Source organism: Nocardia sp. XZ_19_231, from assembly GCF_015355705.1.
In the GTDB taxonomy this organism is placed as follows: domain Bacteria; phylum Actinomycetota; class Actinomycetes; order Mycobacteriales; family Mycobacteriaceae; genus Nocardia; species Nocardia salmonicida.
On sequence record NZ_JACUZI010000005.1, the window covers coordinates 422,046 to 442,301 of the forward strand.

At 67.2% G+C, this 20,256-nt stretch carries 19 protein-coding genes; 11 read left to right on the forward strand and 8 right to left on the reverse strand.

Annotation, left to right across the window (positions count from 1 at the left end):
* Together IBJ82_RS23985 and IBJ82_RS23990 are read left to right on the forward strand one after the other, a co-directional pair.
* Window positions 1-912, forward strand: a complete 912-nt coding sequence (locus IBJ82_RS23985) for an NAD(P)/FAD-dependent oxidoreductase (protein WP_194828214.1) — start codon at window positions 1-3, stop codon at window positions 910-912.
* Between the two features lie 94 nt (window positions 913-1,006).
* Entirely contained in the window at window positions 1,007-1,705 is a 699-nt protein-coding gene (locus tag IBJ82_RS23990; protein ID WP_370585447.1) for a GNAT family N-acetyltransferase, read from the forward strand.
* Window position 1,706: 1 nt separating this feature from the next.
* Here IBJ82_RS23990 and IBJ82_RS23995 read toward each other — a convergent pair whose 3' ends face one another.
* The 3 genes from IBJ82_RS23995 to IBJ82_RS24005 all read right to left on the reverse strand — a co-directional run bounded on the left by IBJ82_RS23995 (window position 1,707) and on the right by IBJ82_RS24005 (window position 4,347).
* Window positions 1,707-2,813 (reverse strand): glycosyltransferase, encoded by a 1,107-nt coding sequence (locus IBJ82_RS23995; protein WP_194828216.1) that lies wholly within the window; start codon window positions 2,811-2,813, stop codon window positions 1,707-1,709.
* A gap of 79 nt (window positions 2,814-2,892) precedes the next feature.
* Window positions 2,893-3,549 carry a CPBP family intramembrane glutamic endopeptidase gene (locus tag IBJ82_RS24000; RefSeq protein ID WP_194828217.1) on the reverse strand — a complete coding sequence of 219 codons (657 nt, stop codon included), beginning with the start codon at window positions 3,547-3,549 and terminating at the stop codon, window positions 2,893-2,895.
* 54 nt (window positions 3,550-3,603) lie between these two features.
* The gene (locus IBJ82_RS24005; RefSeq protein WP_194828218.1) at window positions 3,604-4,347 is read right to left on the reverse strand and encodes a Sir2 family NAD-dependent protein deacetylase; all 744 of its coding nucleotides are present in this window, start codon (window positions 4,345-4,347) and stop codon (window positions 3,604-3,606) included.
* Window positions 4,348-4,481: 134 nt separating this feature from the next.
* On the opposite strand from IBJ82_RS24005, the gene IBJ82_RS24010 reads away from it, so the two are divergent.
* Complete coding sequence (locus IBJ82_RS24010) at window positions 4,482-5,219, forward strand: hypothetical protein (RefSeq protein ID WP_194828219.1); 738 nt, start codon at window positions 4,482-4,484, stop codon at window positions 5,217-5,219.
* Between the two features lie 5 nt (window positions 5,220-5,224).
* Here the strand turns inward: IBJ82_RS24010 and ppk2 are convergent, their stop codons facing one another.
* Window positions 5,225-6,160, reverse strand: coding sequence for a polyphosphate kinase 2 (ppk2, locus tag IBJ82_RS24015; protein ID WP_194828220.1), 936 nt, complete (start codon window positions 6,158-6,160; stop codon window positions 5,225-5,227).
* 201 nt (window positions 6,161-6,361) lie between these two features.
* Here ppk2 and IBJ82_RS24020 point away from each other — a divergent pair, with 201 nt between their 5' ends.
* The 6 genes from IBJ82_RS24020 (at window position 6,362) to IBJ82_RS24045 (ending at window position 14,221) form a co-directional block, all read left to right on the forward strand.
* Window positions 6,362-7,840, forward strand: coding sequence for a sugar porter family MFS transporter (locus tag IBJ82_RS24020; RefSeq protein WP_194828221.1), 1,479 nt, complete (start codon window positions 6,362-6,364; stop codon window positions 7,838-7,840).
* A 30-nt stretch (window positions 7,841-7,870) separates the two neighbouring features.
* Window positions 7,871-10,228, forward strand: coding sequence for a glycoside hydrolase family 65 protein (locus IBJ82_RS24025; RefSeq protein WP_194828222.1), 2,358 nt, complete (start codon window positions 7,871-7,873; stop codon window positions 10,226-10,228).
* Window positions 10,225-10,983 (forward strand): HAD family phosphatase, encoded by a 759-nt coding sequence (locus IBJ82_RS24030; protein ID WP_194828223.1) that lies wholly within the window; start codon window positions 10,225-10,227, stop codon window positions 10,981-10,983. The genes IBJ82_RS24025 and IBJ82_RS24030 overlap by 4 nt, the downstream gene beginning before the upstream one ends.
* 135 nt (window positions 10,984-11,118) lie before the next feature.
* Window positions 11,119-12,345 (forward strand): hypothetical protein, encoded by a 1,227-nt coding sequence (locus IBJ82_RS24035; RefSeq protein WP_228537570.1) that lies wholly within the window; start codon window positions 11,119-11,121, stop codon window positions 12,343-12,345.
* Window positions 12,346-12,488: 143 nt separating this feature from the next.
* Window positions 12,489-13,565, forward strand: coding sequence for a metallophosphoesterase (locus IBJ82_RS24040; RefSeq protein ID WP_194828224.1), 1,077 nt, complete (start codon window positions 12,489-12,491; stop codon window positions 13,563-13,565).
* A gap of 38 nt (window positions 13,566-13,603) precedes the next feature.
* Window positions 13,604-14,221, forward strand: a complete 618-nt coding sequence (locus IBJ82_RS24045) for a class I SAM-dependent methyltransferase (RefSeq protein ID WP_194828225.1) — start codon at window positions 13,604-13,606, stop codon at window positions 14,219-14,221.
* A gap of 9 nt (window positions 14,222-14,230) precedes the next feature.
* Here the strand turns inward: IBJ82_RS24045 and IBJ82_RS24050 are convergent, their stop codons facing one another.
* Window positions 14,231-15,169, reverse strand: coding sequence for a sigma-70 family RNA polymerase sigma factor (locus tag IBJ82_RS24050; RefSeq protein WP_194828226.1), 939 nt, complete (start codon window positions 15,167-15,169; stop codon window positions 14,231-14,233).
* A gap of 10 nt (window positions 15,170-15,179) precedes the next feature.
* Window positions 15,180-16,364: an NAD(P)/FAD-dependent oxidoreductase gene (locus IBJ82_RS24055; protein WP_194828227.1), complete on the reverse strand. Its 1,185-nt coding sequence runs from the start codon at window positions 16,362-16,364 to the stop codon at window positions 15,180-15,182.
* 209 nt (window positions 16,365-16,573) lie between these two features.
* Between IBJ82_RS24055 and IBJ82_RS24060 the strand changes: the two genes are divergently transcribed.
* Window positions 16,574-17,146 carry a TetR/AcrR family transcriptional regulator gene (locus IBJ82_RS24060; protein WP_370585448.1) on the forward strand — a complete coding sequence of 191 codons (573 nt, stop codon included), beginning with the start codon at window positions 16,574-16,576 and terminating at the stop codon, window positions 17,144-17,146.
* Between the two features lie 191 nt (window positions 17,147-17,337).
* Here the strand turns inward: IBJ82_RS24060 and IBJ82_RS24065 are convergent, their stop codons facing one another.
* Window positions 17,338-18,051 carry an alpha/beta fold hydrolase gene (locus tag IBJ82_RS24065; RefSeq protein WP_228537571.1) on the reverse strand — a complete coding sequence of 238 codons (714 nt, stop codon included), beginning with the start codon at window positions 18,049-18,051 and terminating at the stop codon, window positions 17,338-17,340.
* A 363-nt stretch (window positions 18,052-18,414) separates the two neighbouring features.
* Between IBJ82_RS24065 and IBJ82_RS24070 the strand changes: the two genes are divergently transcribed.
* Window positions 18,415-19,137 carry a helix-turn-helix domain-containing protein gene (locus IBJ82_RS24070; protein ID WP_194828229.1) on the forward strand — a complete coding sequence of 241 codons (723 nt, stop codon included), beginning with the start codon at window positions 18,415-18,417 and terminating at the stop codon, window positions 19,135-19,137.
* Here IBJ82_RS24070 and IBJ82_RS24075 read toward each other — a convergent pair.
* Window positions 19,134-20,093: an endonuclease/exonuclease/phosphatase family protein gene (locus tag IBJ82_RS24075; RefSeq protein ID WP_370585449.1), complete on the reverse strand. Its 960-nt coding sequence runs from the start codon at window positions 20,091-20,093 to the stop codon at window positions 19,134-19,136. The two genes, IBJ82_RS24070 and IBJ82_RS24075, sit on opposite strands and share 4 nt — an antisense overlap.
* Window positions 20,094-20,256: the final 163 nt, after the last annotated feature.

A 20,256-nucleotide genomic window follows, 5' to 3' on the forward strand; every position in this document is an offset into this window, starting at 1 on the left:
ATGCTTCACGACGTAGTGGTGATCGGCGGGGGCACAGCGGGACTCGGCGCAGCGCTGGTTCTGGCCAGATCTCGTCGCCAGGTAGTGGTCATCGACTCCGGTGCACCTCGAAACATGGCTGCTGAGACCACACATGGGTTCTTGACCCGCGACGGCGCGACACCGGCGGAGTTGCTGGCGGTCGGCACAACCGAAGTGCTCCGAGACGGCGCACAGTTGCTGAGTGGTCGAGTCGTCGACATAGCCGCAGCAGACACCGGCTTCGCGGTCGAAACCGAGGCCGGACAGGTCATTACGGCGCGGTCCGTTGTCGTGGCGACCGGCTTACGCGATGAACTGCCTGCGATCCCGGGCGTTCGTGAGCAATGGGGCAAGGGGGTCCTGCACTGCCCGTACTGCCACGGATACGAGGTGCGAGACCAACCGCTTGCCGTACTGGGTGGCGCCAACAGGGCGTTCTCCGTGCACCAAGCCTCGCTGGTTCGTCAATGGTCCGACGATGTCACCTTCTTCCCGCGAGAGATCGACCTATCTGGTGACGAGCGCCGCCGCCTGTCCGCGCGTGGCATTCGAGTCGTCGAGGGAGACATTGCGCAAGTTGTCGTGCGTGACGGTGAACTGCGCGGCGTGGAAATCGCTTCGGGGCAAGTCATTACACGCACAGCGGTCTTCGTCGGGCCGTGTTTCAGCCCTCGTGACGAGTTGCTGACCCAGCTGCGGTGCGCGGTAGGCGAGGACGGCTGGGTGGCCGTCGATGCCACCGGCTGCACCAGCGTTCCGGGCGTCTGGGCGGCGGGCAATGTCGTCGATTCGCCTGCGCAACTGATCCACGCCGCGGCCGCGGGATCCAGAGCCGCGGTGGCCGTGAATCACTATCTGCTCGAACAAGACATCCAAAGTTCACTGTCGTAGACCGAGAGGTCGGAATCGTGCTGAGTGCAACCGGTGACCGGTGATTGTGTGTGCGGCTAACGTTTCGGCGGTCGGGTTCGGTGGGTAGGAGGGTGTGGTGACGGTCGACGTCGAGATCGCGGTGCATCCGCTGGAGGATCCGGTGCGGGCCTCGTTGCGTGGGGAGCACAGTCGGTTCGCGCACTGGACGGGGCGGATCGGGCGGTATGAGCCGGAGGTGGCGCGGTTCGTCGGGCATCCGGCTGTCCTGGACGCTCAGGACTGGGCTGATCTGGGGACTGCGCTCGGGTCGGGTGGGAGTGCTGGGATACGCGGGTTGGGACATGTTCTGCCGACGGGGTGGACGGTGCTCGCCGAGTTCGACACGGTACAGATGGAAGGTACGGGGTTGCGGGTCGCCGACGATCCTGAGCTCGAAACACTTACTGCCGCTGATGTTCCCGAGATCCTGGAGCTGATCGCGCGGACCGAACCGGGTCCGTACGCGCCGCGCACCATCGAGATGGGCACGTATCTGGGGTTGCGGGTTGAGGGTCGGTTGGTGGCGATGGCGGGGGAGCGGTTGCATCCGCCGGGATGGACTGAGATCAGCGCTGTGTGCACCGACGCCGAATTCCGGGGGCGTGGGTTCGCGTCGCGGTTGATTCGGGCGGTCGGGGCGGGAATTCGGGCGCGGGGTGAGACACCGTTTCTGCATGCGGTCGCGCACAACACCTCGGCGATCAGCTTGTACGAGACATTGGGTTTCACCGTACGGAAGAAGTCGAAGCTGACGCTGGTCCAAGCCCCGTAACTCAATGGGTCGGTGTGGCCAATTGCGTCAGCTCGTCGGCGATCTCGGTGACATCGGGCATCGCGGCGATCTCGGCGGCGACCGCACGAGCGTTGCACGCCAGGTCGGGATCATCGATCAGGGCATTGAGATCGTCGGCGGTGATCGCGCGGGCAGGCACCGACAGTCCGGCGCCGCGTCGCTGCACCGCGAGGGCGTTCCAGGCGCGATCCCCGGGAGCGGGCGTGGCGATCTGGGGCACGCCGGCGTGCAGGGCGGCATAGACCGAACCGGCGCCCGCGTGGTTGACCATGGCCGCGCAGTGGGGCAGTGCTTCGTGCAGGGCGATCCAGCCGGTCGTGTGGATGTTCGCGGGAAGCGTGGTGGTACGCACTGTCTTTCGATCGGGCCGCACGATGACGATGTCGGCATCGACATAGGGGGCCGCACGCACGATCGCACGCAGCATCGTGTCCGGACCGTCCCCGAGCATGGTCGAACGGGTGATGAGGATGCGCCGACGAGTCGACGGTTCGCGCAGGAACGCGGGTGTGGCCGCACCGGGGGTCGAGTACGGGGTGTAGCGCAGCGGACGGCCGTCGACGCGGACGATGCTGGGCGGGGCGATGGACAAGGTTGTCACGGGTGCGGGCGGGGCGGTGTCGGTGAGCAGGCGCAGCAGTTCACGGCGGATGACGGTGCCGTTGTCGAGAGCGATGTTGTGCAGGACCGTGGGGACCCCGAGTCGATCGGCGACGATCGCCGCCGCCGAGGCGAACGGCTCGTGCACGATCACCTCCGGCCCGAACTCGGTGGCCGCACGCAGCAGCGGTTCGATCATCGGCCGATTGGTGACAGCGAAAACGTGGGCACCGCCGCGCGCATCCGCCATCCCCTTCCCCGAGCGCCACGCCAGCACCGGGCGCCTGCCCAGCCCGCGCACCGCGGCACGCAGATAGTCGATCGGCGGGGCGACATCGGCCACCGGCAGTTGCGCGCGCACCACCGCGGCGGCATCGCCGCCGGTAGCCACCATGACCTCGTGCCCACGCTCGTGCAATTGCCGCGCCAACGGCATCATCGGGAAAAGATGCCCGATCAATGGCATGGCCACGAACAGCACTCGCATCCGGTCTCCGTCATCGCCTGGCGGCCGCGTGCTCGGCCTGTCCCAGTGATACGAGGCCGCCGCCCCGATGGTTCAACGACTACGAGGCCGCAGCGCCGTGATAGAAGAAGTCGCCAAGGCCGACCGTGAACACCAGGATGCCGTAGAGGGCGTGTTCTACCGAGGTGGTGAGCAGCGAGCGGGTGCGCTCGTACCGGATCGCGAACAGAACACCCGCCGCGACGCTCAACAGCACCGAGATCCAGTTGCCGACGATGAAATGGGCGACGCCGAACGCGGTGGCGCTGGCGGCGATCATGCGTGGACCTTCGCCGAAGACCGGGGCGTAGCGGTGGAAGAGGAAGGCGCGAAAGAGCAGTTCCTGCGGATAGACGCTGACCAGTGGGTAGAACACCAGGACCAGCACCCAGATCAGCGGACGTTCTCGGGGCAGATCGAACAGGAAATCGGGGCGCAGGAGGGCTACCGCGGCAGCGAGGGCAAGTGCCGAGACCGCCCAGAGCGCGAGGATGCCGGGCAGGGCGGGCCGCAGCGCGTCGGCTCGCCAGAAGCTTTGGCGGTCGAAGCCGGTGCGGCGCAAATAGATCACGATGCCGACGGTGATCACCAGCAGGAACGGCAACGGGCCGACGCCGCGCAGCAACACCACGTACAACCCGGTCAGGCCGAAGAAGAGGGCGACGAATTCGACTGTGAGCCAAACCTTCCGGCTGTTGATGCCGGTGTCGACGGTCATGCACCCGAGCCTAATGGGTGCCGACGCACAGCGTTGGGCGCGGCGCAGGTGAGCCTAGCGGTGCTCGCCACCGGTCGCGGCCAGCGTTGCCAGCAGGGCGGGCAGGGCGGTGCCGATGGGTTCGCGGATGATGTCGTCGGCGAGGTCGTCGTAGGGGGTGGGTTCGGCGTTGACGATGATCAGTCGGGCGCCGTGTTCGGCGGCGACACCGGCCAGCGACGCGGCGGGCTGGACCTGCAGGCTGGTGCCCACGGCGATGAAAACGGTGCAGGCCTGGGCGATCGACATGGCGTGCTCGAGCACCTCGGGGTCGAGTGCCTGGCCGAACATCACCGTCGCGGTTTTGAGGATGCCGCCGCAGCGCAGACAGGCCGGGTCGGGTTCGCCCGCGGCGACGCGGTCGAGGGCCTGCTCGGTGCTGGTGCGGTCATCGCAGGACGTACACAGCACGGCGCGGGCGTTGCCGTGCAATTCGAGGACTTCGCGGTCGGGCAGGCCGGCGAGCTGGTGCAGCCCGTCGACGTTCTGGGTGATCACGCGCACCGCCGTGCCGGTCGCGGCCAGTGTGGTGACGGACTCGTGCGCGGGATTGGGCTGTGCGCGCCAGGCGGGGTGTTCGCCGCGCATCAGCCAGGATCGGCGGCGGATGTCGGGATCGGCCATGTAGTAGTCGTAGGTGACCAGCTTCTGGGCGTCGGGGTCGCGCTGCCACAGGCCCGCCGGGCCGCGGTAGTCCGGGATTCCGCTGTCGGTGGAGACGCCGGCGCCGGACAGGATCGCGACGAGCTGGTTGGTCATGAGTTCCAGCGTAGAGCCGGTCTGACGCTGCGGTCGACGGGATTCGGGTCGTTGTGTCGGCGAAGGCCTGTCGCATCTGACTATTGCACGCTAAAGTCTGCCTGGAGTGGACTACAGCGGAAGGTGACAGACGAATGACGTCGGCAGCGGTCAAACAGCAGGTACTCGAACTCGGTGGGGCATTCATGATCTCGCGCGAGGCCAGGGTGTTCGGGGAGACGACCGGGGTGGCCGGGTTCCAGGGCGCCTACACGCGCGGACGTGGCGGGGTACTCGGTGATGTCGACGCCGATGTCGTGACCGCGGCGTTCGGTTTCTTCGAACCCGCAGGCGTGCGGGCGGCGTGGGAAGCGGTGCAAATGCCTGCCGCCGACGCTGCGGAGGGCTACATGCTCGCGTGTCGCGATTTCGGACAGCGCAAACTCGCCGCGTTCGAACACTCCGACCGGCTCGCCGAACTGCTGCGACGCGTAGTCGACGCCGCGCCCTCCACCGGGGTGCCGTTGTTCGCCGGGTGGCGGGCGATGCCGGTGCCAGCGGACGGACGGGCCGCGGTCTTGCAGCTCACGCACGTGCTGCGCGAACTGCGCGGTGGCCTGCACCTGGTCGCGGTGATGGCCAACGGGCTCACCCCGCTGCAGGCGATCCTGGTCGCGGGATCACCGATCTACGACGGACCCGGCCACGCGAAATTTCTCGGCTGGGCCGAACCGTTCGAGACGGTCACCGACGATGTGCGGGTGCGCTGGGACGCGGCGGAGAAGTTGACCGACGAACTGATCGCACCCTGCTTCGAGGTCCTCGACGAGTCCGAACGCGACGAACTCAGCGCGCTGATGCTGCAAGCGCACCGAGTGGCCTTGAGCCGCTAAACCGTTCAGGAACCGATGACGTCGCGCCCGCGGCCCACGATCAGTGGGTCGGCGGTGCCGACGATGTCGAGATCCTTGTTGTCGTAGTCGAACCCGCTCAGCACATGCCGCATCGCGTTGAGCCTGGCGCGCTTCTTGTCGTTGCTCTTGACCACGATCCACGGCGCGTGGTCGGTATCGGTGTGCTCGAAGTTCTCTTCCTTGGCCGCGGTGTAGGAATCCCACTTGTCGAGTGAGGCCAGGTCCATCGGCGAGAGCTTCCAGTGCCGCACCGGGTCGACCTGGCGGATGGCGAAGCGGGTGCGCTGCTCGAGCGGGGACACCGAGAACCAGAACTTGACCAGGTCGATGCCGTCGTCGACGAGCATCCGCTCGAACAACGGCACCTGCGCCAGGAACCGTCGATGCTGCTCCGGCGTGCAGAAACCCATCACCCGTTCGACACCGGCACGGTTGTACCAGGATCGGTCGAACAGCACGATCTCGCCCGCGGCGGGCAGGTGTTCGACATAGCGCTGGAAATACCACTGGGTGGATTCGCGCACGGAGGGCTTTTCCAGTGCCACCACCCTGGCCCCGCGCGGATTGAGGTGCTCCATGAACCGTTTGATGGTGCCGCCCTTACCTGCGGCGTCACGACCCTCGAACACGATGACCACGCGGCGACCGGTCGCCTTGACCCAGTTCTGCAACTTCAACAATTCGATCTGCAGCAACCGTTTGTCGAGGTCGTATTCCAGGCGGGAGAGACGCTCGTCGTAGGGGTAGCTCTCACGCCAGGTGTCGACGAGCAGCCCGCCGGGTTCGGTGAGCAGGATCGGATCGTCGTCGTCGCTGTCGTCGACGGTGAATCCGGTGGTGTCGGCCAAGTTCACGACGGTCGCGAGATCGGCGATCTCGCTGACATCACGGGGGATCGGGCGAATCTCGACATCGGTCATCCCTCCGACGCTAAATGAGGTGCGTGTCGACCAGATGAACACGCGGTGCCCGCCGGAGCGAAGCCCCCACGACGGCAACACGGCGATGTGGGCTCGATATCGCGCATTCCTGCAGTTGGCACCCTATTCGGGGGACACTGTGAGCTGATTCACGCTGCTACTCGCGAGGCAATGATGCCTGCCGTGGAGAGGATGAAGCCGATGCACGATGGAGGCGCCTTCACCGACCAGCCCGCTCGCCCCGACGGCGACGGATCGTCGAGCAGCCGCGTGATCCGGATCGCGTCGGTGGCGGCGCTGGGCGGCTTGCTGTTCGGCTTCGACAGTGCCGTGATCAACGGCGCGGTCTCGGCGATCCAATCCGAATTCGATGTCGCCGACGCCGTTCTCGGCTTCGCCGTGGCCTCGGCGCTGCTCGGTGCCGCCGCCGGTGCGATGACCGCGGGCCGGATCGCCGATCGCATCGGCAGGCTCAAGGTGATGAAGATCGCCGCGGTCCTGTTCTTCATCAGCGCGGTGGTCACCGCCTTCGCGCCCAACGTTTGGATCCTGGTCATCGGCCGCGTGATCGGTGGTGTCGGTGTCGGCGTGGCGTCGGTGATCGCCCCGGCCTACATCGCCGAGACCTCGCCCGCGCGCATCCGCGGCAGGCTCGGGTCCCTGCAACAGCTCGCCATCGTGCTCGGCATCTTCTTGGCACTGCTGGTGGACTACGTGCTCGCCCACCTCGCGGGTGGCGCGAGCGAGACGCTGTGGTTGGGGCTGGAAGCGTGGCGGTGGATGTTCTTGTCCATGGTGGTGCCCGCCGTGGTCTACGGGGTGCTGGCCTCCACGATTCCGGAATCGCCGCGCTACCTGGTGGCCACCCACAAGATCCCCGAGGCACGGCGCGTGCTGTCGATGCTGTTCGGCGAGAAGAACCTCGAGATCACCATCGGCCGCATCGAGGAGAGTCTGCGCAGCGACACCAAACCGTCCTGGAAGGACCTACGCCGTCCCACGGGCGGGCTCTACCCGGTCGTCTGGGTGGGTTTGATGCTGTCGGTGTTCCAGCAGGCGGTGGGCATCAACGTGATCTTCTACTACTCGAACGTGCTGTGGGAGGCCGTCGGCTTCGAGGAATCCGCGTCGTTCCAGATCAGCGTGTTCACCTCGGTGGTCAACATCGCCACCACCATCGTCGCGATCATGCTCATCGACAAGGTCGGGCGCAGACCACTGCTGCTGACCGGCTCGATCGGCATGACCGTCACGCTGGCCACGATGGCGGTCTGCTTCAGCGGCGCCGATCAGGTGCCCGACGCCGAGGGCGTCATGGAACCGCACCTCAACGGAGCGCTGGGCCCGATCGCACTGGTCGCGGCCAACCTGTTCGTCGTTTTCTTCGGCATGAGCTGGGGCCCGGTCGTGTGGGTGCTGCTCGGTGAGATGTTCCCGAACCGGATCCGTGGCGCCGCGCTGTCGCTGGCCGCGGCGGGTCAGTGGGCGGCGAACTGGGCTATCACCGTCTCCTTCCCCAGCCTGAAGACCTTCTCGCTCGGGTTCGCCTACGGGATGTACGCGGTGTTCGCGTTGCTCTCGCTGGGTTTCGTCGCCAAGTTCGTGCCCGAGACCAAGGGGATGACCCTCGAGGACATGGACGAAGCCGCCGGCTTCGAACGCCCCACCGCCGGCGCCTGAACCCACCCGCCCGACGAGGAAGGCAGCGCGATGTATCTTCTCGGTCCCGACGGCGCGCGGCGAGCGCAGGTCCTACCCACCCCGGCGACCTGGTCGGTGGTCGAGGACGGCTGGAACCCCGCGCGTGCCAACTACTTCGAGTCGATCTTCACCGTCGGCAACGGGCGCCTCGGCACCCGCGGCTCGCTCGAGGAACGCCACACCGGGGCGTTGCCCGGCACCTTCCTCGCCGGTGTCTACGACGCCTACGACTCGCCGGTCGTCGATCTGGTGAACGCGCCGGATTGGCTCGACAGCGAGGTCTTCGTCGACGGTGTGCGCCTGGACACCGAGTCGGCGCGGGTCGTCGAGCACCGTCGTGAACTGGATCTGCGCCACGGGGTTCTGCACCGCGACACCGTGTTCGCGCTGTCCGACGGTGCGCGGGTCCGGCTGCGGACCCAACGGTTCGCCAGTACCGCCGATCGTGACCTGTGCTGTCTGCGGATCGAGGTGAGCTGTCTGGATCGGGCGGGGACGGTGACGGTGCGAACCGGTATCGATGCCAACCGGCGCAACCTCGAACGATTACCGACCTATCGCGAGCAGGCCACGTTCGGCCATGAACGCAAGTGGGACAAATGGGCCAAGTCCACCCACCTGGTTTCGGTCGGTGCGGGATTCGACGGTGAGGTCGGGGTCGTCGAGTGCCGCACCATCGACAGCGGGGTCGATCTGACCTATGCCTTCACCTGCTCGGCAACCGGGCGGCGGCGTCGGCAGCGGTGCCGACACGACGCCATCGAGATGGAATGGGAATTCGACGCAGGCGCGGGCGAATCCGTGCGGGTCGACAAGCTGGTCGGGATCGCCACCAGCCGCGACTATCGGGCGCTGAACCCGCCGCGGGAGCGCGCAATCGACACCCTCGCGCGGACAGGCTCCTTCGATGCCGCCGCGGCGGCGAACCAGGCGGCGTGGGATCAGGTATGGTCCGTCGCCGATTGTGAAGTGCTCGGCAACGATCGGGTCACCCAGGCGCTGCGATTCGCGATCTATCACCTGCTCATCGCCGCCGACCCCGACGATCCGACCGTGAGCATCGGCGCGAAAGCGCTGTCCGGCGAAGGCTATCGGGGCCATGTCTTCTGGGACACCGAGGTGATGTTGCTGCCGTTTTTCCTGTTCACCCAGCCGCGCGCCGCCCGCGCGCTGCTGGGCTACCGCCACCACACCCTGCCCGGTGCGCGGGAAGTGGCCGCCGACAACGGAACCGGGGGCGCTCGCTTCGCGTGGGAATCGGCCGACACCGGGCGCGAGGAATGTCCGCAGTACACCCCCGACGGCAAGGACCGTTTCTACACCCGCGAAGAGGAACTCCACATCACCGCCGATGTGGCCTACGCGATCATGCGCTACGCCACCGTCACCGGCGACGACGACTATCTGTTCGGTGAGGGCGCCGAGATCCTGTTCGAGACGGCCCGCTTCTGGGTGCAGCGGTGCGCCGAGGAGGGGGATCGGCTCGTGATCCGGATGGTGATGGGACCGGACGAGTTCCACTCCCACGTCGACAACAACGCGTTCACCAACAAGTTGGTGCACTGGCATCTGCAGCAGGCGGCGGCGGTGTACGAACGGATGTCGCGAGAACGGCCCGAACAGCTGGGCGAGCTCATGGCCGCGATCGGCCTCGATGAGGGTGAACCGGCGCAGTGGCTCGCCACCGCGGCCCGGCTGCGGGCACCGACCGATCCCGACTGCGGTGTCATCGAACAATTCGACGGCTATTTCGAGCGCACGGTGGTGCCCATCGTCGAATGGGACGACAACGATATGCCGCGATACCCGCTCGGCTACGCCCCTTTCGACTGCGAGACCACTTCACTGCTCAAACAGCCCGATGTGGTGATGCTGCTGCATATGCTGCCCGACGAATATTCGCTGGCCACCCGGCGGCTGAACTACGAATTCTACGAGCAGCGCACGCTGCACAAGTCCTCGCTGAGCCCGTCGATCCATGCCATCGTGGGTTTGCAGGTGGGCGATTCCCGCACGGCGGAACGGTATTTCGGGCGCTCGGCGTTCGTCGACCTCGACGACAACCAGGGCAATACCGAAGAAGGAATTCACATCGCGTCCGCGGCCGGTACCTGGCAGGTCGCCACGCACGGTTTCGGGGGCTTTCGGGCCACCGCCGACGGGCTGCGTTTCGCGCCCGCGCTCCCCACATCGTGGCGACGGTTGCGGTTCTCGGTGCAGTGGCGGGGGCGCACGGTGCGGGCCGACCTCGGGAATCGGGACGCGCGATTCGAGTTGGTCGGCGACGGGCCCACCGCGCAGATCACTGTGTGGGGCAAGCCGGTGACACTGCAACCCGGTGTCGTGGTCGAGGTCGTGGCCTCATGACGGGCGTCTTCGACGCGCAGGCAGTGCTGTTCGACCTCGATGGCGTGCTCACCGACACCGCGGCGGTGCACCGGCGGGCGTGGTCGGTGCTGTTCACCGAGTTCTTGCCGAGGGTCGCTCCCGAAGCGGCGCCCTACACTGACGCCGACTATTTCGCACTGGTGGACGGCAAGGCTCGCGCGGCCGGGGTGCGGTCGGTGCTCGGTTCCCGTGGTGTGACAGTGCCTGACGGGACGGCGGAGGATCCGCCCGACGCGCAGACTGTGTACGGGCTGGGCAACCGCAAGAACATCTGCTTCACCGAGATCATCGGCAGCGACGGCGTCGAGGTGTTCGACGGGTCGTTGCGTCTGCTCGACGCGCTCGCTGAGGCCGGTATCCCGATGGCGGTGGTGTCGAGCTCGCGCAACGCGGTGCTGGTGTTGGGCACCGCGGGTCTGCTGGACAGGTTCGCGGTAGTGGTCGACGGTGTCGTCGCCCAGGACGAACAGCTGGCGGGCAAACCGGCGCCGGACATGTTCCTCACGGCCGCACGGGTTTTGGGGGTGGACCCGGTGCGCACGGTGGTGATCGAGGACGCGGTGGCGGGGGTCGAGGCGGGTCGTCGGGGCGGATTTCGGGTGATCGGGGTCGACCGGGGGATCGGAGCGGCGGCGTTGCGGGCTGTCGGCGCCGACATCGTCGTCAGCGACTTGGCGGATCTGCTCGGGGATCGGAACGAGCGACGCAGGTCAGCCGTATCAGGGAACAGCTGAGTTATCCGACGTAAACTGAACGAGTGTCCAAGTTGGGCAAGTGTTCATGTGAACGGGGCTGTTTCGGAAACCAGGCGGCAATAGGTTCGGATCGCACGATTCACCCTGTCGCCCCCTGGTCGGAGATCACCGCGCATGCGAATACCCCTGCCCCGCCGCACCACGCCCTGCGTCGGTTCACTCACCGCACTGACCCTCGTGACGGGCATGATGCTCGCACCCAGCACCGCACAGGCAGACGTTGCCCAGACGCTGGCGGCCACGCCGATCAGTGACGGCGCGACCCTGTGCACCAGCGGCGCACCGACTTTCGACGATGTGGTGACCGCCGCGGCATCGGTGCTGCGCGGCACGGTCGGGCCCGCGCAATTGCTCGCCTACGACCAGCAGGTCGCCGATTTCCGAGCCGGGATCGCCGCGCTGCGGGTGCATCGCGACGGGCTGCCCATGCGCCCCGAGCAAGTCGGCACGCGGCCGGCCGAACTCGACGATCCGATCGTCACCTACCTCGTGAACGGCCTGGACGCGGTGCGCACCGGGCGCATCGACGAGACGATGTCGGTCTCGCAGCTGAGCGTCAACGACGCCATCGAGGTGTTCATCCTGGCGACCGGCATCGTCAAGATCCCGGCCAAACTCGTCGCGGGCATGGTGCCCACCGTCGGAATATTCCTCAAACCGGTGGTCGGTGCGATGTTCACCGGGACCAAGGCGCTGGCCCGCGCGGTGCAGGACTCGATCGACGCGGGCTGTGTGGCGCCGAATGTGTACCCGCCACTCGAACTCGGCGAACCCGTCATCGAGCCCGTGCACGTACCCCAGCCGATCGAGGACCTGGCCGCGCTGGTCATGAACGCCGACGGCACCTGCACGCCCGTCGCCGAACTGACCCTGGCCGCGGTCGTGGAGCGCGCACGCGCCTTCCTCGACAGTGGGGCCGTGGCTCTGGACCGCGTCGCGATGCACGAGGCCGCCGACACGCTGCAGGAGTTCCTGGCGAGCAACCGGGTGGCCAAAGTGATGCTGATGCGTCGCGCCGACGACCTGGGCCCGCTGGTCGAGGCCCTGGATCTGGGTCCGCTGACCTTCCTGGCCAACTTGGGTGCCGACCTCGCCGAAGGCAAGGCGCTCGACACGGTGCCGCTGGCGCAGGTCCAGGTCGAGAACGCCTTCGACCTCGCGACGCTGACCCTCGACATCACCAGCCTGCTGTTCTCGGCGGGCACCACCGTCGCCGGGTTCGCCGGAGTCGCCGAAACGGTCACCACGCCGCTGTCGATCGTGCAGAAACTGGTGTTCGCGCCGACCGACTACGGCGCGCCGATCGTGCGCGGTGTCATCCAATCGATGTGCGCGGTCTAGGCCTAGCTTCGCTTCCCCGACATGCGCACGAGGCTGACGAACGCTTCGCTGGTGCGGCCGTTAGGCTGCGGCGGCGTCGCGATCATGTCACTGTGCTTCGATCAGGTCAGTTGTCCAATAGAGCCATAACCCAGAAGGTGACCATGCACGATCAGTTCTCGTCCGGAATCGGCCGTCGTGAAGTTCTGGCAGGCGCCGCCGGTGTCGTCGCGGGATTGTCGCTGGTCGGGCTCACGCCCGCGGCGGCGGTGCCGGCCGAGGTGCCCAAGTTCGCTCCGAAGGCCGGGGGCAGCGTCCGCGTGCTGGTCACCGGTGACGCGGGCACCGGCACCCGCACCCAGTGGGCGGTGGCCGACGCGGCACGAGAATTCCACGCACGCCGTCCGTTCTCGCTCGCGGTGGGTCTGGGCGACAACATCTACGACACCGGACCCAACGGCCCCGACGACGAACAGTTCGCCACGAAATTCGAGAATCCCAATGCGGGACTGGACTTTCCGTGGGCCATGGTGCTCGGCAACCACGACACCAGCTCGGTGTTCCCGGGCGATGGCGGCTGGTTGGCGCGCGGCAACTTCGAGGTGGCCTATCACGCGAAGTCGCCGCGCTGGTGGATGCCGAGCCGCTACTACTCGGTGCGCGTGCCCGAACAGAACCCGGTCGTGGAGTTCTTCGTGCTCGATATCAATCCCCTCGCGGCCTACATCCCGCCGTTCCTCGACCCGTACTGGGCCGTCGACGGGCCGTACATGAACGAGCAGCGCGCCTGGCTCGACACCGCGCTCGCCGAGTCCACCGCGCAATGGAAGATCGCCTGCACCCACCAGGCCTACATCAGCAACGGCCCGCACGGTGACGCGGGCAATTACGAGGGTCTGCCGGTGGAGCCGATCAACGGCGTCCACGCCAAACGCTTCTTCGAAGACCACGTGCTGGGCAAGGTGTCGTTTCTGCTCTCGGGCCACGACCACACCCTGCAGGTGCTCGAACCGACGCCCGCGACCAAGGGCACCCGCCAGATCGTGTCGGGCGCGGCGGGCAAGACCTCGGGTGGTCAGCCGCACCTGACGACCGGTGGGCACAGCGCGCTGTTCGAGACCCAGCACGAACTGGGATTCATGGTCATGGAACTGACCGCGGACTCGGTGAACCTGACAGTGCTCACCGTCGACCCCGCCTCGGGTGCGAGCACCGAGGTCTTCGACCGACGGATCGGCTGAAACTCGACCGCCGGTGATGGCGGGAGGATGATCGACGGATGGGCTTCTATACCGACCGGATCCTCCCGCACATCACCGACAAAGTCTGCGGCGTCGCCCAGAACGGGCCCCTGCGCGAGCGAACCTGCGCCGGGTTACACGGCACGGTGCTCGAAGTCGGCTTCGGGTCGGGCAACAACATCGGGTTCTATCCCGCCGCGGTCGAGCGGGTCGCCGGGGTCGAGCCCGCGCAGACGGCGTGGAACATCGCGGCCAAACGTGTTGCGGCGAGCTCGATTCCGATCGAGCGCGCCGGGCTGGATGGTCAGTCGCTGCCGTTTCCCGACGCAGGCTTCGACACCGCGCTGTCCACTTTCACCCTGTGCACCATCCCCGATGTCGCGACCGCACTCGCCGAGATCCGGCGGGTACTGCGACCCGGCGGCACCCTGCACTTCGTCGAACACGGACTCGCGCCGGAGGAGTCGGTGCAGATCTGGCAGCACCGACTCGACCCGATCCAGCAGAAGCTCGCCGGCGGCTGTCACCTCAACCGCGACATCGTCGGCCTGATCACCGACGCGGGCTTCGAGATCACCGAACTCGACCGGTTCTATCAGCCCGGCGCCCCGAAAGCCCTGGCGGCGTTGTCCCTCGGCGTCGCGGGACGTCGCTGAGTTCGACGGTCACCACGATTCGACCAGCGGAGCGTCATGTTCGCGCCGCGCCCACGCGTCGGTGATACGGCCGAGCCGGTGCGGTGCGGCGATGCTGCGCATGTTCGCGATCTTGTCCGCACGCATCTCCAGGATCGCGACGCCGAGGACTCGATCGCCGAGGGTGACGAGCACGGCCGGGCAGCCGTTGACCACGACGGCATGAATCGAGGGTGAGCCACCGGCGAGTCGGCGCTTGGCCTCAGTCGGTGCGAACCCGGCTCGCACCGCGACGGCGAGGCGCTGCGCGCTCGCGTACCGGATCAGCTTGGTGGCCAGCCCCCCGACACCGTCGGAGATCCCGGTCGCATCGTCGGTCAGTAGCGCGATGAGCCGATCGGTGCGACCCGAGGTGGCGGCGTCGACGAACGCTTCGACGACGCGACGCGCGGCGCTGCGATCGAGTTCGGTGCCGGTGCGCGCGACGGTGATTCGCCCACGGGCACGGTGGAGGTGTTGCTGACTCGCGGAGACGGTGAGGTCGAGGATCTCGGCGATCTCGGCATGCCGGTACGCGAAGGCCTCGTGCAGCACGTATACCGCGCGCTCGGTCGGTGAGAGCCGTTCCATGAGGGTCAGCACCGCCAAAGTCACCGATTCGCGCTGCTCGACGGTGTCGGCGGGGCCGAGCATCGGGTCACCGTCGAGCAGCGGTTCGGGCATCCAGGTGCCGACCGCGCGCTCGCGGCGCGCCTTCGCCGAACGGAGCCGGTCCAGCGCCAGGTTGGTGACGATCTTGGTCAGCCACGCCTCCGGCACCTCGACGTAGTCGCGATCGGCGGCCTGCCACCGTAGGAACGCGTCCTGGACCGTGTCCTCGGCGTCGGCGGCCGAGCCGAGCAGACGGTAGGCGATCGAGGCCAGCCGGTTACGGCTGGCCTCGAAACGCGCCACGGTGGCAGTGTCCATGAGCACGACTCTAGGTCGGAACCACGTCGTGGGTTCGATTGGTCTGCGCGTGGTACCGGCGACTCGGCATACCGAAGGTCGGGTGGCTCAGGCTCCACGGGTTGACCCCGAGGATCGCCGCTTTGACGCGGGCGGCCGTGCGGCCACGCAGGGCCCACGACTTCGATCGCGCGTCATCGTCGACCACCTGGAAGATCGCGTCCTTGCGGCCGAGGCTGATGTGGTTGCCCACATACGACAGCGAGGTCGTCGAGATCTTGCGTCCGGTCAGGTCCCCCACGATGGTGGCGGTGGCCTGCATGCTGGTGAATCCCGCGGAAGCGCACGACATGGGCAACGGTAAACCGTTGTCGCCGATGACGAAGGCGCTGTCACCGGCGACATAAACATCGGGGTGCGAGACCGAGCGCATCTGCCGGTCGACCGTGATCTGACCGTTGGGCTCCACCACGAGACCGCTGGCCGTGGCGATCCGCTGCACGGCGAACCCGGCCGCCCACACTGTCGCATCGGCGGCGAAAACGGTGCCGTCGGCGGCCACGGCACCCACGGCCTCGACCTGCTCGATGGTGGTGTTCTCGTCGACCGTGATGCCGAGCCGGTCGAAGGCAGCGAGCAGGTGACCGCGAGCCTTGCCGCCCAGCCAACCGCCGAGCTCACCGCGGGTAACCAGACCCACCTGCAGCTCTGGATGGGATTCGGCGATCTCGGTGGCGGCCTCGATCGCGGTCAGGTTGCCGCCGACCACCAGGACTTTCGTCGGCGCGACCAGCTCGTCCAGGCGTGCGCGCAATCGCAACGCGGCCGGTCGCGATGCCACGTGGAAGGCATGCTCGGCGACGCCGGCGGCGCTGTGGATGTCGGCGGTACTGCCGAGCGAGTAGAGCAGAGTGTCGTATTCGAGCTTGTCGATGCCCTCGCCGTCGGCGAGAGTGACAGCCCGGTTCTCGACGTCGACGCCGGTCACCTGCGCAATGTGAAGCCGGATGCCGGTGCCCGCGAACACTTCTGACAGGGGCCGCTGGGGCAGATCCTGCCCGGCGGCGAGTTGATGATTGCGCAACCGCTCGGCGAAATCGGGTTCGGCGTTGACGACGGTGATCTCGAAGTCGTCGGAATGGAGTCGGCGGGACAGTAGTCCGGCGGAGAAGGCTCCGGCGTAACCGGCCCCGAGGACGACGATGCGGTGCTTCATGATTGGCTCCTGTCTGGTTCGCGTGGTTTCTGAACGAGACAGCCGCCGAAATCCTGACAGCATCAATCTGTGATGTGGGTCACGCTCGGATAGTGCGGGAGGTGGCGAGGAAATCGGTGATCGCGGTAGGGGGCATTGCTTTGCCCGCGCCGAGACCACAGGATCAGCGCTTCGCCGGACAAATGGCGCAGCGCTCTAATCTGGCGGGTGTGAGCGAGCAGATGTCAACGAGTACCCGCGAGCGCCTGGTGACCGCGGTCGCCGAACTGATGCGCGCACACGGCTACAGCGCGATCACCGTCAAACAGATCACCGCCGCCGCCGAGGCGCCGATGGGGTCGCTCTACCACCACTTCCCGCAGGGCAAAGTGCAGATCGCGGCCGAGGCGTTGCGCAGCACCGGTGCGGCCTACATCCAGCTACTGCCCTTGCTGATGGACCCCCACGCGGATCTGCGGGTGGCCGTGCCCGCCGCGTTCGAGGATGCCGCGGCCACGCTCGAGAAGTCCGGGTGGATGAACATGTGTCCCGTCGGCACCGTCGCGGGGGAGATCGCCGACAGTGAACCAGTCTTGCGGGAAGTCGCCGCCGAGGTGATGCGGGACTGGATCGACCAGGGCACACGATATTTCGTCGAACGCGGGGTCGAGGAAGGCGCGGCACGCGAGCTGATCGTGGTGATGCTGTCCGCACTGGAAGGGGCGTTCATCCTGGGTCGCACACTGCGTTCGGCCGAACCGTTGCGAGCGGCCGGTCAGGCGATGGCGACGCGGGTGGGGTGATGCTCGCCGAGCGCGCGGGCGCTGTCATCGATCGTTGATCACCGGCCCCGCCGCGGTGGCCGTGTCACGGGCCCTGTGACACGGCTGTGGTTGCGGGAGTGGATATCTCATCACGCGGTGGCGAGCGTTCCGCTGACCTTGCGGGTCAATTGAGGGTGGCAGACATGGTGGTTCGTTCCTTGGGTTCTGAGTCAGCTGATTGTCGAGGCGATGGTCTCGATCTCGCGGACCGCGTCGGCGATGGCGCGGAAATCCTTGCGCAGGATCGCACCGTGGTTGCTGGCGACCTTGGCGCTGATGCGGATGTTGGGGTTGCGGTCGAGCACCGCGTCGAGGCCGGCGCGGATCTTCTCCTGCTCGTCGCCACGGCTGCCGAACGAGGTTCCCGAGGCGACCACGTAGCGCACCGGGGCGGTGGTGGCATCGAGTACCGGGCCCAGCTCGCTGACGCTGGAGAGCTTGCCGAGTTCGATATTGCTGTCGGCCTGCTGCTGCGCGGTCAACCGGGGTGCGAGGCCGGTCGGGCGAGCCAGCGGTAGTACCCAGCTCAAACGCTTGAACAGCTTGCGAATCCGCAGCTCCATGGCCTCGTCGAGCCAGTCGTAGGGGAACGCTCCGTCGACGAGGACCGCACCGAGTGCGCCGTCGGGATGACGGCTGGTCCAGTGCACCCCGAGGTAGGCGCCGTAGGACCAGCCGATCAGGATCGGCTTCTCGGTGATCCCCCTGGCCGCGAGGACGGCGTCGATGTCACGCACGCAGGTGTCGAAGGAGTAGTCGGCCGACTTCTTCGACTTGCCGCGGGCTCGCTCGTCGAAGGTGATGTGACGGTAGTCGGAGCCCAGGTCGGCAATGACCCGGCGCCAGTAGCCCTGGGTGGCGAACTGGCCGATTGAGGTAGACAACCGGGGTTCCGGTGCCACCGGTGTCGGTGACGGCCAGTTCGGTGTCGTCGATCGGCACCATCCCGGTCCAGGGGGCGGTGCCGGCACTGGTGGGGTTCGAGGAAGTCATTGCCATGTCCTTGCGTTGCGGTGTTCGGGCTTTACTGATGACTAAACGGTAGATTGCGTTCACTAATCTGTCAACGGCAGATAGTGATGAAAGTGCCTGTTAACGCTAATTATCGCATCGAGTTTGCAATGACACTGGGCGTGAATGCAATAAGGATCTGCATTGTTCTTTGCAATGAACTGAGAGTGAATGCATACTGGGCGTGGTGCGGGACACCCGCCTCGTACCGGTCGACAGAGAGGTGACCAGTAGCGATGCCCGGAGGCAGACTCACCGACGCGGACCGTCAGCACATCGCCGCGGGACTCGCGCAAGGACTCGGCTACGCCGAGATCGGGCGGACGCTGGAACGGCCCGCCTCGACGATCATGCGCGAGGTCACCCGCAACGGCGGCCCCGACGACTACCGGGCCGAACGCGCGCAGGCAGCCACCCAGCAGCGCGCCCGCCGCCACAAGCAGGCCCAGCCCGCTACGCCACCGATTCCCGACGCCGGCTACGGACGCGACCCCCGCGCGGTCGCCGACTTCACCGAATCGTTCACCGCTCTGCTCATCGAACAGGGTCTGCCCCGGATGGAAGCCAGAGTGCTCGCCTGCCTGCAGATCACCGACTCCGGGGCGCTCACGGCCGCGGAGTTGGTCGCGCGACTACGCGTGAGCGCCGCGTCGATCTCGAACGCGGTCGCCTTCCTCGAACAGCAGGGCATGCTGCGACGAGAACTGGTCCCCGGCGAACGGCGCGAACGGTACCTCGTCGACGACGACATCTGGCTGCGCAACCTCGTCGCCTCGGTCCAGATGCAGAACTCGCTGTCCGCCATGACCCGGCGCGGAGTCGAGATCCTCGGCCCCGACACGCCGGCCGGTGCCCGCTTCGAACAATCCGCCGAGTTCGTCGCCATCGTCGGCGCGGCACTGCGGCAGGCGATGGAACAGTGGCGAGTGCGCTTGGCCGAACGCAGCGCCGAACGCTAGTAGTGGTCAGCTGGGAGGACGATCCGGGCAACCAGCGCTCGATGATCGGCGCCGGGAAGAGCGACCGTTTCGACACTGGTGGCACTCGCGTTCGCGAGCAGGAAATGGTCGATGCCCACCAGTGGAGGGATGGCCTTGTCGGTCGGGTAGGTGACCAGGTGACCCGCGCCGGCTTGGACCGCGGCGTCGGCGAAACGCCCGGATGCCAGGGCGCGGAAACGGGCATGGTCATAGGTGGCGTTGAAATCGCCGCCGACGATCGCGGGGCGGTCGGTGGGGGAGCGGCGCAGGATTTCGTGGAGGCGGGCGAGTTCGTCGGCCCAGACGCCGGTGTCGTAGACGGGCGGGACGGGATGGAACGCGTAGACCGCGACCGGGCCGATCTCGGGGACGGTGGCGGTGGCCGAGATCTGGTTGAGGACGTAGCCGTCGTATTCGACGGTGTCCGACAACGGGAATCGGCTCCAGATGCCGGTGCCGCTGGCCGTTTGGCCCGGAGCGAGGTAGCGGTGAGGCAGCAGCTGGTCCAAACCTGCGCCCGACAGGCTCTCGACGGCCGGGCGGGTGAGCTCGTTGACGGTGAGAATCGCGATGTCACGGGCGCGCACCTGGTCGACGAGCGCGCTCGGATCGGCACCGTCGAAGAGCAGATTGGCCTGCATCGCCATGATCGGATGCCCGTCACCACCGGTCTGGGCGACATACAGCGGCGCCTGGGTCGCGATCCCCGCACCGACCACCACCACCGCCACACCGGTCGCGATCCACTGCTTGGTCGCCGCGAAACCGACGACGCCGAGCACCGCAGCGCCCATCAGATAGGGCGCCCCCGAAGCTGCCAGGACCAATGGTTCCAGTGGCCACCGGGTGAAATGCAACGCCACCCCCGCGGCCCCGGCCAGCGTCGCCGCCGCGGCCACCAGGCGGACACCGCCCCGAACAATCTGCGCTCTCACCGCGCCAGCCAAGCACGCGCCGGGAACGCAGGCGAATTCGTCCTCGCCTGACGGCGGCCGCGAAGGCTCATCCGGCGGAGTTCTGCTCACCCCGAGTCTGTGGCAGCGAGCAGCGGCGCAAGCGTTGCGAGCAGGGCAGGTGGCGCGAGGGGTGCGCCAATGG

Coding starts and splice junctions, on each gene's coding strand:
- IBJ82_RS23985 (WP_194828214.1), top strand. CDS start 1: ATGCTTCACGACGTAGTGGTGATCGGCGGGGGCACAGCGGGACTCGGC.
- IBJ82_RS23995 (WP_194828216.1), bottom strand. CDS start 2,813: ATGCGAGTGCTGTTCGTGGCCATGCCATTGATCGGGCATCTTTTCCCG.
- IBJ82_RS24000 (WP_194828217.1), bottom strand. CDS start 3,549: ATGACCGTCGACACCGGCATCAACAGCCGGAAGGTTTGGCTCACAGTC.
- IBJ82_RS24005 (WP_194828218.1), bottom strand. CDS start 4,347: ATGACCAACCAGCTCGTCGCGATCCTGTCCGGCGCCGGCGTCTCCACC.
- IBJ82_RS24010 (WP_194828219.1), top strand. CDS start 4,482: ATGACGTCGGCAGCGGTCAAACAGCAGGTACTCGAACTCGGTGGGGCA.
- ppk2 (WP_194828220.1), bottom strand. CDS start 6,160: ATGACCGATGTCGAGATTCGCCCGATCCCCCGTGATGTCAGCGAGATC.
- IBJ82_RS24020 (WP_194828221.1), top strand. CDS start 6,362: ATGCACGATGGAGGCGCCTTCACCGACCAGCCCGCTCGCCCCGACGGC.
- IBJ82_RS24025 (WP_194828222.1), top strand. CDS start 7,871: ATGTATCTTCTCGGTCCCGACGGCGCGCGGCGAGCGCAGGTCCTACCC.
- IBJ82_RS24030 (WP_194828223.1), top strand. CDS start 10,225: ATGACGGGCGTCTTCGACGCGCAGGCAGTGCTGTTCGACCTCGATGGC.
- IBJ82_RS24035 (WP_228537570.1), top strand. CDS start 11,119: ATGCGAATACCCCTGCCCCGCCGCACCACGCCCTGCGTCGGTTCACTC.
- IBJ82_RS24040 (WP_194828224.1), top strand. CDS start 12,489: ATGCACGATCAGTTCTCGTCCGGAATCGGCCGTCGTGAAGTTCTGGCA.
- IBJ82_RS24045 (WP_194828225.1), top strand. CDS start 13,604: ATGGGCTTCTATACCGACCGGATCCTCCCGCACATCACCGACAAAGTC.
- IBJ82_RS24050 (WP_194828226.1), bottom strand. CDS start 15,169: ATGGACACTGCCACCGTGGCGCGTTTCGAGGCCAGCCGTAACCGGCTG.
- IBJ82_RS24055 (WP_194828227.1), bottom strand. CDS start 16,364: ATGAAGCACCGCATCGTCGTCCTCGGGGCCGGTTACGCCGGAGCCTTC.
- IBJ82_RS24070 (WP_194828229.1), top strand. CDS start 18,415: ATGCCCGGAGGCAGACTCACCGACGCGGACCGTCAGCACATCGCCGCG.